Genomic DNA, 15,959 nt, shown 5'->3' on the forward strand with positions numbered 1-15,959 from the left:
AAAATTATAAATACATTCATAATTAAATTTATTTAATCAATTCTAAACCAGCTTGTTTCCAGTTTTTTAAACCACCAATTAAATGTAAGCATTTATTATATTGATAAGACTTTGATATTTGTACTGCCAGAGTAGATCTTTGACCAATAGCACAATAAAACAAAATTTTCTTATTCTGTAATTTAGTTTTATTTTTATTTAAGTAATCATTAATTTCTGGGAAAGAAACTCTTGTACTATTTTTAATCTTTCCAATTTTATCTAGTTCATTTTGCTCTCTAAGATCTATTAAAATTATATCTTTTTCTAATAAACAATTTTTAAACTCATTAGGTTCAATTCCGTTATTAACTTTTTGTTTATCAAGATCTATTCCAAGTTTTAAATTACTAGGAACTGCTACATCCATTAATTTAGGGTCAGGTAAATTAAGATTATTCATAATTTCCATATATTCATTAACTGACTTTACTTGCAGCCGTGGGTTAAATTTTTTTTCTTCTAAAATAGTGCTCACAGTATCTCCTTTATAATCATGAGCTGGATACACTAAGGTTTCATCTGGTAATTTTAATAATTTATTAAAAATAGAATTATAAGAATCTTGCGGATCACCATTTTGAAAATCAGTTCTTCCAGTTCCTCTAATTAATAGTGTATCGCCAGTAAAAACCCTATCATTCATTAAGAAACTAAAACTTTCAGATGTATGACCTGGTGTGAATAAAGCTCTAAATTCTAGACCATCAATTTTGATTAATTCTTCATCTGATACTTGCATAGACACAACATCTACTGGTGTTTTATCACCCATAATTGTTACACAATTTGTTTGATCTCTTAGTTCTGCAATCCCCGAGATATGATCTGCATGTATGTGTGTATCTATTACTTTTACTAATTTTAAATCTAATTCTTTTAATAGCTGTATATATCTTTCAACATTTTCTAATACAGGATCAATGATTAAAGCCTCTCTACCTTTTGCAGAAGCAATTAAATAAGTGTAGGTACTTGAACTCTTGTCAAATAATTGACGAAATAACATTTGAATACATTATCATTATATTGAGAATAGTAGAATCTATTTAATAGTACCAAATTTTAAATAAATTTTATCTAAATAATAAAATAGAGATAACGCTCTTAACACCATGAACAAACATAAAGATACCCAAATACCAGTATTGCCCATTATTTTTGTTAAATATAAAGATATTAATAAATAAGAAAATACTGAGAAAATCATCGCATTTCTAAGTTCTTTTGTTTGTGATGCACCAATAAATATTCCATCAAATTGATAACAAAAAGATGAAATTAAAGGCATCAGTATTAGCCATACCACATAAGATGAGCTTAGATTTCTAATACTTTCAATATCAGACATTAATTCAATGACGTACTTGTTAATAAAAAAATAAATTATTGAAATAATTAATCCCGTAAGTGTACTTAAAATAAAAGAGTTTTTAACAATTTTTTTAAACAAACTTACATCTCTTTTACCCAAGGAATAACCAATCATACCCTCAGTTGAAAATGCGTAAGCATCAAGAATGAAAGCAGACAAAAAAACTAAGTTAATTAAGATGGCATTGGCGGCAATGTAGTCTTCCCCAATTTGACTTCCAAGGTAAGTAAACCAAAAAAATGAAAAGGTTAATAATATAGTTCTAATAAATATGTTTAGATTAATATTAAAAATATTCTTAAGTTTGTTAAGATCTATTAATTTATTAATATTAATATTAATTTTAGACATTTTATTTAGATGCCAAAATGTATAAATTAGAAAAGTTGTGGATATTAAAAGTGCTGAGAATAAAGTCCCATAAGCAACCCCTTTGATATTTAAATCAAATTTTGAAACTAAAACAATACTTAAAATTATGTTAAGAATTGAAAAAAGACCAACGGCTAAACTTGAGATTTTAGTCTTCTGTAATCCAACAAATAAACCAGTTATAATGTAAAGTGTTAATTCACCAGGTGCTGAATAAATTCTTATTTGAAAGTAATCCTGATAAAATTGCTTAGTAGTTTCTGATAAATTAAAGATACCCACACTTAGATTGAATATATAACTTTGTAATAAAATTAAGATCAATGAAATTAGCAAAACAAAAACTAAATTTCGAACAACAATATTAAATATTTCTGTGTAATCTTCTTTACCATAAGCTTGTGAAACTAAACCAACGGTTCCCATTCTTAAAAAACCAAAGCTCCAAAAAATCATAGAAAATAAATTAGCAGCCACAGATGTTGCTGATAAATATGACAAATTACCAAGGTTACCCATTAAACCAGTATCGATAATACCAACCAGTGGAATAGCCAAGTTTGCAAAAAAAATTGGAATAGATAATTTTAAAATGTATTTAATGGAGGGGTTTTGCATTTAAGCAATAAACTTCAATATAGATTTCGCAGGATTTGTTTTTTTAATCCAATCTTGAGGAATACCTTTTAAGCCTTTATACGCTGCAAAATAAGCACCCACAAAATTAGCACGTGAACAATTACATCCACCAGCTTTAATTGTTTTTATCACTGCAGTTTTAAAACTTTTAGAAGTTATAATTGCATGTATTCCTCCATTAAAAGTACCTGGATAACTACATGCTTTACCAAATTTCTTTACAACAAAATTGTGGGGTTTTGACTTAATTTTTTTAACTTTTTTGATGTTTTCAATAACATTTTTAAAGTATTTGTTTTTTATGTTTTTTCTTAAAAAGCTATTAACTGGATCCTTGTCTCCTTTATCCGCTAAATCAATAATCTTAAGTTTTGCCAAAGCAAATTGTTCGCTAATCTTGCCATTAGCAACACTTCTTATAATTTGTTTTGTTTTCTGCTCTGAATTATTTGAAAAATAAAAGGGTAGGCTTGCACAATATCCATCAGACTCGTTAACTTTAGTACCACCCGTGATAGTTTTTTTTAATTTAATATTTTTAATAGTTTCTAGGATATTTTGATGAATCCATGGGCCTTTCAAAGCTGTTTTCCATTTAATTTTTTTGTATTTTTTTCTTAAAGATAAATTTTTCCAATAGCTTGAGCCTGGCCCAAAATTTTTGATAATATTTTTTTTAAAAAGTTTAATGATTTCTTTGTGATTAGCTGCCTTAGTTAATGTTTTAAGCATTACCTGACCTATATCGTTATAACCAGAAACTTCTCCTGTCTTAATAGAATAGAATGGAGATCTATTTTGCTTAAGAAATGCAATATTTTTTTTTCCTTTAATATAAGATTTAAGTTTTTTTTCATCATACACCCAATGTAAAGGTCTTGCTGCTGCATCCGCAACAGTTGCGCCAAGAAATATATGTAACTTATCAAACATCAATAACTAATACTTTATTTAAATATAAGTTAAAATGTTTTAAATTAAGTAATGCTAAGTTTTAAAAATTGGGATAACAAAACTTGGATTTCATCTACAAAATATATCCAGTCCTTCAATAATTTTTTGGTAAAACAAAAAAAATTAACTAAACACTCAAAAATTTTAGATATTGGATGTGGTCGTGGCAAGATAATGGGCTCATTATCCTCTAAGCTCAAATTAATAAATAAGCCTATTGGAATTGATATCGAAAATCATAAAGATTTTGATAAAAAAATTACCTTTAAAAAAACAAATGCAATTAAATATCTTAAAGATAATAAAAAGAAATTTGATTTAATATTGATTAAACAAACTATTCACTTATTTAACTTAAAAGACATTAAGAAGATATTAAGCTATTCATACGACAGTTTAGAGGTGGGAGGGATTATTTTAATTTTAACTTTAGATACAAAAAATAATGAAATTCCTACATTTTCTTTGATGAAGAAAAAACTTAACCAGTCGTTCAAAAGAGATATTCTTATTTGGGAAAAACTACTTCAACTAAATATTAAAAAAAATATTACTAAATTTAATTTTAAAGTAAATATTAAAAAAAACATATATTTAAAAATGATAAAGCAGCGTTATATATCCACTTTATTAAAATTTAGCTCACTTCAAATTTCTAATGGAATTAACGAGATTAATCTTAAATATAAAAAAAACATTTTATTTAATGATAAACTCAAATGTATAATATTTATAAAAGTTTAAAGAATTCTCTTTAAAATATTTTCTCTTAATAAAAATTTATGAAACAATACAGCTAAAATATGTAATGTGATTAATCCAATCAATGCATAATTTGCCAATATATGAATTGAATAAAACTGCTCAGAAAGTTCATAATTATAAGTTAAATTAATTTTTTTAAAAAAAATAACCAAGCTTTCACCATTAAATAGTTTTTTTAAGATACCTGAGGTTGTGACTGTTAACAAAGCTAAATATAATAATAAGTGATTTAATCTTGCTATAAATTTTTGTCCTAGAAAAGCACTTCCTTTAAAATCAGGAATTGGCGTTAATACTTTAAAGATTAGTCTTATTAAAGCTACGTAAAATACGATTAATCCAAATAATATATGATAATTTTCTATATCAACCCTAGTTTGATCAAAGTCTAAATTCACCAAATAAAACCCTAAAGGTATTTGAACTATTAACCCTGTGGCAGTTAGCCAATGGAATAATTTACTAAGTAATCCATATTTTACTTTGTTATTTAATATAGACATTTTTAAATTAAACACATTATGACAACAATTAAAAATACTTTATTTTTTATCTTTATATTATTTTATAGTTTCAGTGCTTTTTCTGAACAAACTGTAGAAGAGATTATTAAAGAAAGAAAATCTATTTTTAGTAAAAATTATAAAACTGCAAAAAGAGTTAATAGTCTTGCTTCTAATGGAGATATAGATGAAGCAAAAAAACTAATGATTGAAATGAGTGTTAATTATAAAAGATTAATAAGTCTTTTTCCTGAAAATTCAAAAGTAGGATTTGGAACAGAAGCATTGCCTTCTATTTGGGAAAATAAAGATGAATTTAATTTATTAATGACAAAAGCTTCAAATAATATGATTGAGTTAACAGCTGTTATCGATGAATCAGATGATATGAAAGCAACTCTTGGAAAATATATGTGGAGTAGCTGCAAGTCTTGTCACTCAAAATTTAGAGCTGAACATTAAGATTTAGTTGTTTGTATTTGAAAATTTTAATATTGTTAAACTATAAATGTCTGCCGTATTACCAAATTCAGCAAAAGTAGTAGTTATAGGAGGAGGTATTGCTGGTTGTTCTGTTGCTTATCACCTTACAAAGTATGGTTGGAAAGATACGATATTATTGGAAAGAGATCAGTTAACTTCAGGAACTACTTGGCATGCAGCAGGTCTTGTTGGTCAATTAGGAGCTTCAGCTACCATTACCCGTCTTAGAAAATATTCTTTAAATCTTTATAAAGAATTAGAAAAAAAAACTGGATTATCAACTGGATTAAAACAAAATGGAGCAATCACAGTTGCAAGCACACCCGAAAGATTACAAGAATTATTACGACAAGCAACAGCTGCACAATTGTTTGATGTGAATGTTGAAAGTGTTAACAAACAAAGAATAAAAGAACTCTATCCTGTTATAAATGACGATGACATTTTGGGTGGAGTTTATATGCCAGAAGATGGTCAAGCAGATCCTATAGGAGTTACTAATGTATTAGCTAAAGCTGCAAAAATGGAAGGTGCTCAGATATTTGAGAAAACTCCTGTTGAAAAAATATTAATTAAAGACAAAAAAATTGTTGGTGTGCAAACTAAATTTGGCAAAATTGATTGTGAATACGTTGTAATTGCAACTGGGATGTGGTCTAGACAAATTGGAGAAGATATTGGTGTGAGTATTCCATTATATCCAAATGAGCACTTTTATATAATCACAGAACCATTAGATAAATTGCCTAAAAACTTACCAGTTTTAAGAGACTATAATTCCTGTCTTTATTTAAAAGAAGATGCTGGGAAAATGTTAGTTGGAATATTTGAACCAAATGCAAAACCTGCATTTAAAGACAAAGGAGTTGTTCCAGAAGACTTTTCATTTGGGGAATTTCCAGATGATTTTGATCACTTTGAACCTTATTTGGAAAAATCATTTCAAAGACTACCCATGTTAGAAACTGCTGGAATTAGAAAATTTTTTTCAGGACCTGAATCTTTTACACCAGACACCCAATATCTTTTAGGAGAAACTCCAGAAGTTAATAATCTTTTTACATGTTGTGGATTTAACAGTATCGGTATTGCAAGCTCTGGTGGTGCTGGAAGAGTTACAGCTGAATGGATGATTAATGGATACATGAATGAAGATTTATTTTCACTTGATATTAAAAGATTTCAAAAATTTCATTCATCTAAAAAATTTATTATGGAAAGAGTAACGGAAACTCTTGGTGACTTGTATGGAATGCACTGGCCTTATAAGCAGCATAACACTTCAAGAAATCAAAGACTATTACCTTATCATGAAGAATTAAAAAAAGAAGGAGCATGCTATGGTGTATCGGGTGAATACGAAAGGCCTATGTGGTATGCAAAAAATAATGAAAAAGCAGAATACAAATATAGTTTTGACTATCAGAATTGGTATCCTTCAGTTGAATTTGAAACAAAAAATACAATTACAAATGTTGGTTTGTATGAACTCTCTCCCTTTTCAAAATATGAGATAAAAGGAGAGCAAGCACACAGTGAATTACAAAGAATATGTACAGCTAACATTAAAGATGAAATAGGCAGATCAACTTATACACAAATGCTGAATAAGGCTGGAGGAATTGAAACAGACTTAACTGTTATTTGCATTGATAAAAATCATTTTAGAATAATAAGTTCAGCTGCAACAAGAACTCATGATAAAACACATATCATAAAATATTTATCACCCAATTTAGAATTTAAAGATATTACTGATGATCTTGTTTGTTTAGGAGTTTTTGGACCAAAAAGTAGAAATCTAATTTCAAAAATCTCAAATGATGATTTTAGTAATGAAACATTTAAATTTGGTTATGGTAAATTTGTAACGCTTAGTTCAAAAAAAGTTTGGGCTCAAAGATTGTCTTATGTGGGTGAATTAGGGTTTGAACTTTATATAGAGAATAAAGATGCTAAAGAAATTTATCAATTAATTGTTGAAGAAGGAAAAAATCATGATTTATCTCATTGCGGGTCACATGCTATGGATACAATGAGAATGGAGAGTGGATTTTTACATTGGGGTCATGATATTTCACCTGAAGAAAATCAATACGAGGCAGGGTTAAATTTTGCAATTAGTTATAAAAAAGAAATAAACTTTATTGGCAAAGAACACTTATTAAAAATAAAAGACCAAAAACAGAATAGAAGATTTATTATGTTGTCACTTAAAGATAGTAAGCCAGGCACACCTCTATTATTACATGAAGAGCCGATTTATCTTGGAGATAAGATTATAGGAAGAACGACATCTGGGAATTATTCATTTAATTATAAAAAAAACCTGTCTTTCGGATATATAAGTTCAATACATTCAAATGAAGAACTTTCAAAAATGGATCTATATATTGAGGTTGCCAAGCAAAAATTCCCAGCAATGGTGGAGATCACTCCCCTAAAAGGAAAACAAGCTAGATTTTTATAGTTTTAGTTGCTTAGCTAAACAATTGATGATTAAATTATGTAATGAAAAAAACTTATTTTCATAACTTTAAATTATCTGACAAATATAAAGATAAAAAAAAAATACCTCAACTATCTAACATAGACAAAAATAGAGTTGTAGATATTAACATATTATTAAACAGGGTAAAAATAGAAGAAAGAAATAAATTAAAACAAAAAATTATTTTTGGTAGTTTTGTTACGTTTCTACTTGCATTGTTTATAGCTTTTATAGTAAATATAAAATAATTAACTCTTACAAAAGTTGTTTACAAAATAAAAGATTAATTAATTTAAAAAAATTAATAGATATAATTCCACCATAGATTGCTTTCCATAAGCTTATTTAGCAAGGGAATTTAAATTAAAAAATATATGTAATTTTTGCATGTAATTTTTTCTCTTTAATTTTTAATTTTATTTAATTAGCATTTTGAATGATAAAATTATCAAATATTTTAGTAACTGTATTTCTAAGCTTGTTATTAAGCACAGCTTCATTTGCTGCTGTAAAAAAAGGCAAAGGTGATGTTCAAATGACAGAAAATTCTTTTAATAGATTTTTAACATATATTAGAGCAGAAAGAGGAAAGAAACCTATGGGATTTATTCTATCAAGCACGGGAACATGGTCGACTTACTGGTATTGTGCTCATGCTGGTGGGTGTCAAGCTGGCAATTATATGCCAACAATTAGAGAGTGTGAGGATGCCACAAGTTCAGAATGTGGATTATTTGCAAGGAGATATACAATTCTTTGGAAAAATGGAATTAATCCAGGTAAAGGCAAAGCATCATCTATTAATAGCAGATCGAGTGATGCTGAGATTAGAGCAAAATTAACCGAGCTTGGTTTTTTAGGTGGTAGTACCTCTTCTGCTAAAACTGTTGAACCAAAAATTACTGTAAAGAAAAAAGTAATTAAAAAAAAATCTAAAAGTGACGAGCGTATAGTTAAAAAACTAAAAGATCTTAAAGAACTGTTAGATTCAGGTGTCTTAACTAAAGAAGAGTTTGAAAAAGCTAAAAAAAAATTATTAAACTAAATAACAAATACTAATGCCAAGGAAATCAGGCAAATACTTGATTGCACTAAAATAAAAATCTATTATAAATCAACGATAATTAAGTGGCGGGGTAGCTCAGTCGGTTAGAGCGCAGGACTCATAAGCCTGAGGTCAGTGGTTCGATTCCACTTCCCGCTACCAAAGAAAAAAATAAAATGATAAAAATAGGCAAAAGACCTTTAGGCGAAGTAATTAATAGAGTTTTTAGAAAAGAATTATTAGAAATTATTAAAAATTTTTTTATAGTTCATAAAAACCCAATAAAAGCTATGTATGAAGAGTTTTTTACAAAAGGAAAATATCCAAAAATAATCGAAACAAAACTTGGTGTTAAGATTAAACTTTTTTCTTATGGTGATCTTTCAACATTTAATTTAGTATTTTGTAGACAGGATTATTTAGCAGACAAAAAAATAAATGTTGTTTTGGATATTGGTTCAAATATTGGTATCACCGCACATTACTGGTTATTTAAAAACCCAAAAGCTAAAATTTATTGTTACGAACCTTCAAAAAGAAATTTTAAAAGATTGATCGAAAATACTAAAAAATTTAAAAAAAATATTACAATAAAACGATGTGCAGTTTCAAATTTTAATGGTTACAGTAAATTATATAGATCAGAAACAGGAGTTAATGACTCCATTGTAGACAAGGTATCAAAAAATTTTGATAGGATTAAAGTAGTAGAAATTAACGATATCTTAAAAAAAATTTTTAATAATTATAAAACTTTAGATATTTTAAAAATTGACACTGAAGGTTGTGAGAGAGAAATATTAAAAAGCATAAATAAGAAATATTTAAATAAAATAAGAATAATCAATATTGAAGGAAGTAATTATAATAATTTAATCCCAAAATATTTTAAATACTCATTTAACTCATCTGCTAGTAGATTTGAAAACAAAAAATTGTAAGTCTAAATAATTTTTTTTGGAAAAAAGTGAATTTTAATAAGAACAAATAAATTATAAAACATTTTAAGGTTAGAAAAATATCCTTTTTCTGAATAAGATAAGAATAAAAATAGCAAATAAGTTTGATAGATATTAATCTTATTTTTAATAATGATTTTTAGTATAAATGCAGCACCAACATCTGTAAAATTAAAATACTTAGAAGACTCACAAAAAGTTTTCACTGGCATTTCAAAGTAATGAGAAGGTATAATCTTTGATTTGCTGAAACAATCTCTCAAAAAGTTAAAAACATAAAATGTATCTCCAAATTTAAAATGCAAACCTTTTGGGTATATAAACATTAAAAAAAATTTTACAGGTTTGGTAATATTTGAAAAACAATTAAGATCATCAAGTTCATAATCATAATTTACATTTGAATTAAACTCAGTATTAGCTAGTTCATTCATTTTTGTCGATAAATTAAAGCTTGAAACATTGTTAGAAAAGGTCTCATTATCAAGATTGAATGAGGTGTAGCTCTTCAACAATTTAGTTTTTAAATTCCAATTTTTTTCTAAATCTTCGTTTGTTACTTTGTGATCATTTGCCCATTCACTATCTGGTCTTGAAAATATTGCGTGACTTGCAAAAGGAAGAAAATAGTTAGCATTTAGCGTTATACAAATATTTTGAATATAATTTACATAATCGTTTTTATTTTTTATAGAAACTACATTTTGATTATTATCTCTAAATGAATTTACAATTGAGGCAGGACTGTAACTTTGTAAGATTATTAATTTTAAATTATTTTTTTTTTAAAACTTAATATTTTTTTTATCATCTGTTTAGAAGGTTTTGCATCATTGTTATTAAGTATTAAGTAATTTTTATAAACAAATAACATCATGCTATCTTCACTATAGGTTGTTATTACCATCACCTTTAGCTCGTCAAATTTATACCATTCATTTGGTTTAAGTTCAGTTACGTCAAAATCAAAATTTAATAAGGAATCCTTAAGTTTTTTAGAATTAAATGTAGGTATAAATATTTTTTTTTTAGGAAAAAGTTTTTTTAAACTTGGAAAATGAGCGTGATCCCAGTGCTCATGTGAAAGAAAAATATTTTGGGTGTTTTTTAAATAATCTAACTCTGATTCATTTGGGTAGTGTTGCAACCACCAACTTCTCCAATAACTTGAACCAATTAACCACGGGTCAGTAATTAAAATTGGTTTTTCATTATTATCAAAAGATAAAGTTGCATGACCATATGTTTTTAAATTCATTTAATGTCCTGGAAAATCTATTAAGTTTTCTACCTTGTAATCATTTTTAACTAGTTTATCTGATCCTCCAAGATTAAACAAATTAATAACAAAAACAAAAGCCGCAACATTTCCACCAGACATTTCCACTAGTTTAGCGGCAGCCTCTGCTGTACCACCAGTTGCAATTAAATCGTCTATAATTAAAACAGAATCATCTTTTTTAATTGAATCTTTGTGAACTTCTATAGTAGCCGTTCCATATTCTAATTCAAAATCAACGGAATGAGTTTCTGCAGGAAGTTTATTTTTTTTCTCAACATTATAAAAGGCTTTTTTAGTAAGTAAGAAACTGCTGAAGCAAAAACAAATCCCCTAGACTCTATAGCGGCAATTTTATCTATCTTGAATTTTTTAGATTTTTGAATTATTTGATCAATAGATTCAGCAAAAGCTTTTTCATCTTTAATTAGAGTGGTTATATCTCTAAATAAAATTCCTTTTTTGGGATAATCGGGAATTGATCTAATATAATCTTTTAAATTCATAATATTAATATATTTATATCTTTGATAAAAAAAATCTATGGACAAATTATTCCTCTCAGCAATTAAAGAAGAAACAGTTGGATTAGACTATTTTTACCATATAGGTGTTGGAAAAATTAATGCTACTTACCATACTCTTCGATTAATTAATATTCATAAGCCAAAGATTATTATTAATTATGGTACAGCTGGAGCGATCAATACTGAATTAAAAGGAATCGTTGAATGCACTAAACTTTATCAAAGAGATATGGATGTTAGAGGTTTAGATTTTAGATTAGGGGAAACACCTTTTGATGATATCAAAGAAATAATAATTTCTGAAAATGGATATTCTTGTGGAACGGGTGATAGTTTTGTTAATAAGATGATTGATATGAAAGTTGATGTGGTTGATATGGAGGCTTATGCTATTGCTAAAGTGTGTAAGTTAGAAAAAATTGAATTTAGATGCTTTAAATATATATCAGATAATGCCAACGAAAATGCTAATGCCGATTGGAATGAAAACCTAGCAGCAGGTGCTAACGCTTTTTCAGAACTGATAAGTAGCAGTTCTTTTAAATCCCACTAAGTTCAATTTTACTATAATGTCTTGCTATAAGGAGAAAAACTAGAAAATGTCAAATTATCTCAGCTAAGATTAAGCAAAAACTCTTTTTTAAGAAGAGGGTTGAATATAATAATAATGATTAATTGTTGAAAATTATCATTACACATATATAAAATCCACCAATATTAATTTTAATAAAAAATTATATGAGAGATAATTTTTATGACTAAAGTAGGTGAGCATATAACTTTAGACATTATCGGTACTACCCAAGAGTATGACCCTTCTGTATATGAGAATGTTATCCGTAAGATTGCAAAAGCTGCAGAAGTTACAATTCTCGAAATTTCAAAGTATAAATTTGAACCTCAAGGTTTCACTATACTTGCTTTATTAGCTGAAAGTCACATCAGCTTTCATACGTTTCCAGAAAAAGGGATTATTAGTTTTGATTTTTTCACATGTGGGAAGGTAAGCCCTTCTATTGCACTCGATATTGTTAAAAAAGAATTCAAACATAAAAGAATTGTTACAAAAGCTTTTGATAGAGATACAAAATCTTTATATCATGACATTTACAGTTCACCTGGCCTACAAAAATCTTATGTAGTAAATGAAGTTTTAGAAGATTTTAAATCTAAAGTGGGTCAACATATTGAGATATTAGAGCTAGAACAATTTGGTAAATCACTTTTCATTGATAACGAAATTCAAGTCGCAACAAATGATGAAGTTTTATATAGCTCAACATTTGTAAATGCTGCTTTAAAATTAAATAAAGACATGGGTACAGCTGCTATCATTGGTGGTGGTGATGGAGGAGTTGCAAGAGAGTGTATGTCTAAAGGTTTTGATTTTATAGATTGGTATGAACTTGATCCAGAAGTAGTTGAAGTTTGCAACAAACACCTTGGAAGCATTGGTAATAAATCAACAGAGAAAAATTCAGTTAAATGTATTTGGGGAGATGCTTTTGAAAGTATAAAATCTGTTGAAGATGATAAGTATGATAAAATTTTTGTAGATCTTAATGATGATCAGTTTTGTATAGATCTTGCAGCAAAAAACATGGATTCCTTGATTAGAATATTAAAGCCAAATGGAGTAATTACCGCTCAAGTGGGTAGCCAAGACAAGAAACCAGAGCAAGTAGGGAAATGGTTAGATGTTTTCAATAAGAATTTTGGAAATACAACTTTGGATAGGGTTTACATCCCAAGTTTTGACTGTTCTTGGAACTTTTCATCATCAATTAATCATTAAAAATTTCTTTTTAAATTCTCAAATTTGTGAAATAAATCTCCATAATCATATGGAGGAAAAAATGAATATATTTAAAAAAACAATATTAAGTGTTCTTGCTTCTTTATTATTAATCGGAAACGTTTACGCTGATAAAATAAAGATTGGAACAGAAGGTGCCTACCCACCATGGAACTCTAAGGATGCTTCAGGTGCTCTTATTGGTTTTGAGGTAGAGTTAGCGAAAGAGTTATGCAAAATCATGGGTCATGAATGTACCATCGTTGAACAGGATTGGGATGGAATGATTCCAGCTTTGTTAATGAGAAAGTTTGATGCAATCATGGCAGGAATGTCAATTACTGCTGAAAGACAAAAAACAATTACTTTTTCACAAGGTTATGCTGACGAAGTTGCAGCCCTTGCAGTAATGAAAGGTTCAAGTTTAGAGAGCATGGATACACCAGAAGGTATTAATTTAACTTTAGGTGGAAGTGCTGTTAAGAAAACTCTTAAGACTTTAACTGCTGCACTTGCTGGAAAAACTGTTTGTACACAAACTGGAACTATTCACCAAAACTTTTTAGAGTCTGGTGATGTAGGTAAAGTAAATGTTAGAACTTACAAAACTCAAGATGAAGTAAACCTAGACTTAACTTCTGGTAGATGTGATGTTGCATTAGCTGCAGCAGTTGCATTCACTGATTATGCAGATAAATCAGGAAAACCAGTGGTATTAGTTGGACCTACTTTTTCAGGTGGTGCTTTTGGTAATGGTGTCGGTGTTGGAATTAGACAAGGTGGAGATGATGCAATCGGTACAAGAGATGCAAAACTTCTTAAAGATTTCAACAAAGCAATTAACACTGCTAGAAAACAAGGCATTATCAGCAAATTAGCGATCAAGCATTTTGGCTTTGACGCTTCTATGTAAATAATATTTTGAAAAGGCGACTATTTATTTAGTCGCCCTTTCGATATGGACCTTTTATCATTCGGAAAAACAGGCTGGGGAGACGAGTTGTTTTATGCAACTCTAATGACAATTGCAGTAGCAGTTACTGCAATGTTAATTGGTTTTTTATTTTCATTAATCTTTACGCCACTAAAATTATCAAATAATAAATTTCTAAATTTTATTGGAAATACGTACACCACAGTAATCAGGGGCGTTCCAGAATTATTAGTAATTTACCTTTTCTTTTTTGGGGGAAGTGGTGCAATAATGTATGTCGCTTCAATTTTTGGATACTTTGAATACATAGAAATCAATGCATTTATTACGGGTTCGGTTGCAATTGGTATAATATCAGGAGCTTATTCAACAGAAGTATTTAGAGGTGCCATTCAATCAATTGATAAAGGTCAATTTGAAGCCTGTAAGGTTTTAGGATTTAAAAGACATATTTATTTTTTAAAAGTAATTTTGCCTCAAATGTTAAGACTTGCCATTCCAAACTTAAGTAATGTTTGGCAAATCACTTTAAAAGACACATCTTTAATATCAGTTACTGGTTTAGTTGAGATTATGAGACAATCTTATATTGCAGCGGGCTCAACTAGAGATCCTTTATTCTTTTATTGTTTTGCAGCAGTTTTGTATTTGATGCTAACATTTTTGAGCATGAAATTGATTAACAGACTTGAAGTTAAATACAGTAGGGGCTTTTAATGGATTTTGATTTAATGATAACAAGCCTGCCAAGGCTACTTAGTGCAGCAGTTATAACTTTAAAGTTATTATCTGTATCTCTAATCATTGGTTTATTTATTGGATTTTTATTTGCAGTTTTAAGATTAAATAAAAATCCATTTATTAATAAGTTTGCTTATGGTTATTCTTATTTATTTAGAGGAACTCCTTTATTGGTTCAAATATTTATAATTTATTATGGTCTTGGACAAATTGAGTGGTTAAGATCAACTTTTCTTTGGGTAATATTAAAAGAGCCTTATTGGTGTGCAATTATTGCATTTGCGCTAAATACTGGAGCTTATACCTCAGAAATTTTAAGATCAGCTTTTCAAACTATTAAACCTGGAATTATAGAAGCTGGTAAAAGTCTTGGTATTTCAAATAAAATTATTTTATATAAAATTCAAATTCCAGTAGCAATTAGACAATCTTTACCAGCATATGGTAATGAAATTATATTAATGATGAAGGGCACATCACTTGCAAGCACTGTGACATTAATGGATATCACTGGTGTTGCAAAACACATTGTGTCAACGACTTACAAACCTTTAGAGGTGTTTCTTTTAGCAGGTGGAATTTATTTATTTATGACTTTTATTATTCACAACTTGATAAAATATTTAGAAAAAAAATATAGTTTTCAATAAGAAGTATATTCTTTAATCTCTTTAATCTTAGAGCCTGTGTGATTATTCATCTCTAGTTTAATCTTAGCACGATCATCATTTAAAAAATGAATATCTCTTGATAGTTTTATAAAGTTTTCAGTAAAATCAGAATTTTTTTCACACAACCTTTTGTCATCTTCAATCACCCATAACTTTGCATTAATATCTTTTAGTGATTGGAAAAGAGTATCAAGTTTTTCATCAGATTTAACATTGTTATCTAATTGATCTTTTAAAATACTGTGTTCATCATTAATAAATTTTAGTTTTTCAGAGTCTTTAATTTTTTCTTGTTTAATCTCTAAAATAGAAATTTTATCTAAAAGTTCACCAACTGATACTTCAACTAGAATTTTATTCATAAAATTTTATACTATGTTAAGTTGT

The 15,959-nt window shown here is 28.0% G+C and carries 18 protein-coding genes, 1 tRNA gene and 1 pseudogene; 12 read left to right on the plus strand and 8 right to left on the minus strand.

Features of this window, described 5'->3' with window-relative positions; all coding sequences use genetic code 11:
- Nucleotides 1-28: 28 nt before the first annotated feature.
- Genes AC5YF9_RS02270 through AC5YF9_RS02280 form a run of 3 tightly spaced genes read right to left on the minus strand, consistent with a single transcriptional unit; the run spans nt 29 to nt 3,358 of the window.
- The gene (locus AC5YF9_RS02270) at nt 29-1,048 is read right to left on the minus strand and encodes an MBL fold metallo-hydrolase (protein WP_415304419.1); all 1,020 of its coding nucleotides are present in this window, start codon (nt 1,046-1,048) and stop codon (nt 29-31) included.
- Nucleotides 1,049-1,084: 36 nt separating this feature from the next.
- A complete protein-coding gene (locus AC5YF9_RS02275; protein ID WP_415304421.1) occupies nt 1,085-2,404 on the minus strand; it encodes an MATE family efflux transporter in 1,320 nt (439 codons plus the stop codon).
- The gene (locus AC5YF9_RS02280; protein ID WP_496169931.1) at nt 2,405-3,358 is read right to left on the minus strand and encodes an ADP-ribosylglycohydrolase family protein; all 954 of its coding nucleotides are present in this window, start codon (nt 3,356-3,358) and stop codon (nt 2,405-2,407) included.
- A gap of 51 nt (nt 3,359-3,409) precedes the next feature.
- Here AC5YF9_RS02280 and AC5YF9_RS02285 point away from each other — a divergent pair, with 51 nt between their 5' ends.
- Nucleotides 3,410-4,123 (plus strand): class I SAM-dependent methyltransferase, encoded by a 714-nt coding sequence (locus tag AC5YF9_RS02285; protein ID WP_415304424.1) that lies wholly within the window; start codon nt 3,410-3,412, stop codon nt 4,121-4,123.
- On the opposite strand, the gene AC5YF9_RS02290 is transcribed toward AC5YF9_RS02285, so the two are convergent.
- Nucleotides 4,120-4,647 (minus strand): cytochrome b, encoded by a 528-nt coding sequence (locus AC5YF9_RS02290; RefSeq protein ID WP_415304426.1) that lies wholly within the window; start codon nt 4,645-4,647, stop codon nt 4,120-4,122. The two genes, AC5YF9_RS02285 and AC5YF9_RS02290, sit on opposite strands and share 4 nt — an antisense overlap.
- An 18-nt stretch (nt 4,648-4,665) precedes the next feature.
- On the opposite strand from AC5YF9_RS02290, the gene AC5YF9_RS02295 reads away from it, so the two are divergent.
- The 6 genes from AC5YF9_RS02295 to AC5YF9_RS02320 all read left to right on the plus strand — a co-directional run bounded on the left by AC5YF9_RS02295 (nt 4,666) and on the right by AC5YF9_RS02320 (nt 9,607).
- Nucleotides 4,666-5,109, plus strand: coding sequence for a c-type cytochrome (locus AC5YF9_RS02295; RefSeq protein WP_415304427.1), 444 nt, complete (start codon nt 4,666-4,668; stop codon nt 5,107-5,109).
- Between the two features lie 46 nt (nt 5,110-5,155).
- Nucleotides 5,156-7,600 (plus strand): GcvT family protein, encoded by a 2,445-nt coding sequence (locus AC5YF9_RS02300; RefSeq protein ID WP_415304429.1) that lies wholly within the window; start codon nt 5,156-5,158, stop codon nt 7,598-7,600.
- A gap of 41 nt (nt 7,601-7,641) precedes the next feature.
- Nucleotides 7,642-7,869, plus strand: a complete 228-nt coding sequence (locus tag AC5YF9_RS02305) for a hypothetical protein (protein WP_415304431.1) — start codon at nt 7,642-7,644, stop codon at nt 7,867-7,869.
- Nucleotides 7,870-8,057: 188 nt separating this feature from the next.
- Entirely contained in the window at nt 8,058-8,666 is a 609-nt protein-coding gene (locus tag AC5YF9_RS02310) for an SHOCT domain-containing protein (RefSeq protein WP_415304432.1), read from the plus strand.
- Between the two features lie 85 nt (nt 8,667-8,751).
- Nucleotides 8,752-8,828: transfer RNA gene (locus tag AC5YF9_RS02315), tRNA-Met, on the plus strand.
- 14 nt (nt 8,829-8,842) lie between these two features.
- On the plus strand, nt 8,843-9,607 hold the full coding sequence (locus AC5YF9_RS02320) for an FkbM family methyltransferase (protein ID WP_415304434.1): 765 nt from the start codon (nt 8,843-8,845) through the stop codon (nt 9,605-9,607).
- Nucleotides 9,608-9,609: 2 nt separating this feature from the next.
- Here AC5YF9_RS02320 and AC5YF9_RS02325 read toward each other — a convergent pair whose 3' ends face one another.
- The 3 genes and pseudogenes from AC5YF9_RS02325 to AC5YF9_RS02335 form a co-directional block, all read right to left on the minus strand.
- On the minus strand, nt 9,610-10,059 hold the full coding sequence (locus AC5YF9_RS02325; RefSeq protein ID WP_496169932.1) for a hypothetical protein: 450 nt from the start codon (nt 10,057-10,059) through the stop codon (nt 9,610-9,612).
- A gap of 335 nt (nt 10,060-10,394) precedes the next feature.
- Nucleotides 10,395-10,883, minus strand: a complete 489-nt coding sequence (locus tag AC5YF9_RS02330) for an MBL fold metallo-hydrolase (protein ID WP_496169933.1) — start codon at nt 10,881-10,883, stop codon at nt 10,395-10,397.
- A pseudogene (locus tag AC5YF9_RS02335) lies at nt 10,884-11,410 on the minus strand (adenine phosphoribosyltransferase).
- A gap of 37 nt (nt 11,411-11,447) precedes the next feature.
- On the opposite strand from AC5YF9_RS02335, the gene AC5YF9_RS02340 reads away from it, so the two are divergent.
- From AC5YF9_RS02340 to AC5YF9_RS02360, 5 genes are all read left to right on the plus strand, one after another.
- Complete coding sequence (locus tag AC5YF9_RS02340) at nt 11,448-11,984, plus strand: 5'-methylthioadenosine/S-adenosylhomocysteine nucleosidase family protein (RefSeq protein WP_415304439.1); 537 nt, start codon at nt 11,448-11,450, stop codon at nt 11,982-11,984.
- Between the two features lie 201 nt (nt 11,985-12,185).
- The gene (gene speD / locus AC5YF9_RS02345) at nt 12,186-13,226 is read left to right on the plus strand and encodes an adenosylmethionine decarboxylase (RefSeq protein WP_415304440.1); all 1,041 of its coding nucleotides are present in this window, start codon (nt 12,186-12,188) and stop codon (nt 13,224-13,226) included.
- Between the two features lie 61 nt (nt 13,227-13,287).
- Complete coding sequence (locus AC5YF9_RS02350) at nt 13,288-14,139, plus strand: transporter substrate-binding domain-containing protein (RefSeq protein ID WP_415304442.1); 852 nt, start codon at nt 13,288-13,290, stop codon at nt 14,137-14,139.
- Nucleotides 14,140-14,184: 45 nt separating this feature from the next.
- Nucleotides 14,185-14,877: an ABC transporter permease gene (locus AC5YF9_RS02355; RefSeq protein WP_415304443.1), complete on the plus strand. Its 693-nt coding sequence runs from the start codon at nt 14,185-14,187 to the stop codon at nt 14,875-14,877.
- Nucleotides 14,877-15,551 (plus strand): ABC transporter permease, encoded by a 675-nt coding sequence (locus AC5YF9_RS02360; protein WP_415304445.1) that lies wholly within the window; start codon nt 14,877-14,879, stop codon nt 15,549-15,551. The genes AC5YF9_RS02355 and AC5YF9_RS02360 overlap by 1 nt, the downstream gene beginning before the upstream one ends.
- Here AC5YF9_RS02360 and AC5YF9_RS02365 read toward each other — a convergent pair.
- Complete coding sequence (locus AC5YF9_RS02365; RefSeq protein ID WP_415304447.1) at nt 15,545-15,934, minus strand: DUF6165 family protein; 390 nt, start codon at nt 15,932-15,934, stop codon at nt 15,545-15,547. The two genes, AC5YF9_RS02360 and AC5YF9_RS02365, sit on opposite strands and share 7 nt — an antisense overlap.
- Nucleotides 15,935-15,959: the final 25 nt, after the last annotated feature.

This window comes from Candidatus Pelagibacter sp. uisw_098, from assembly GCF_059512505.1.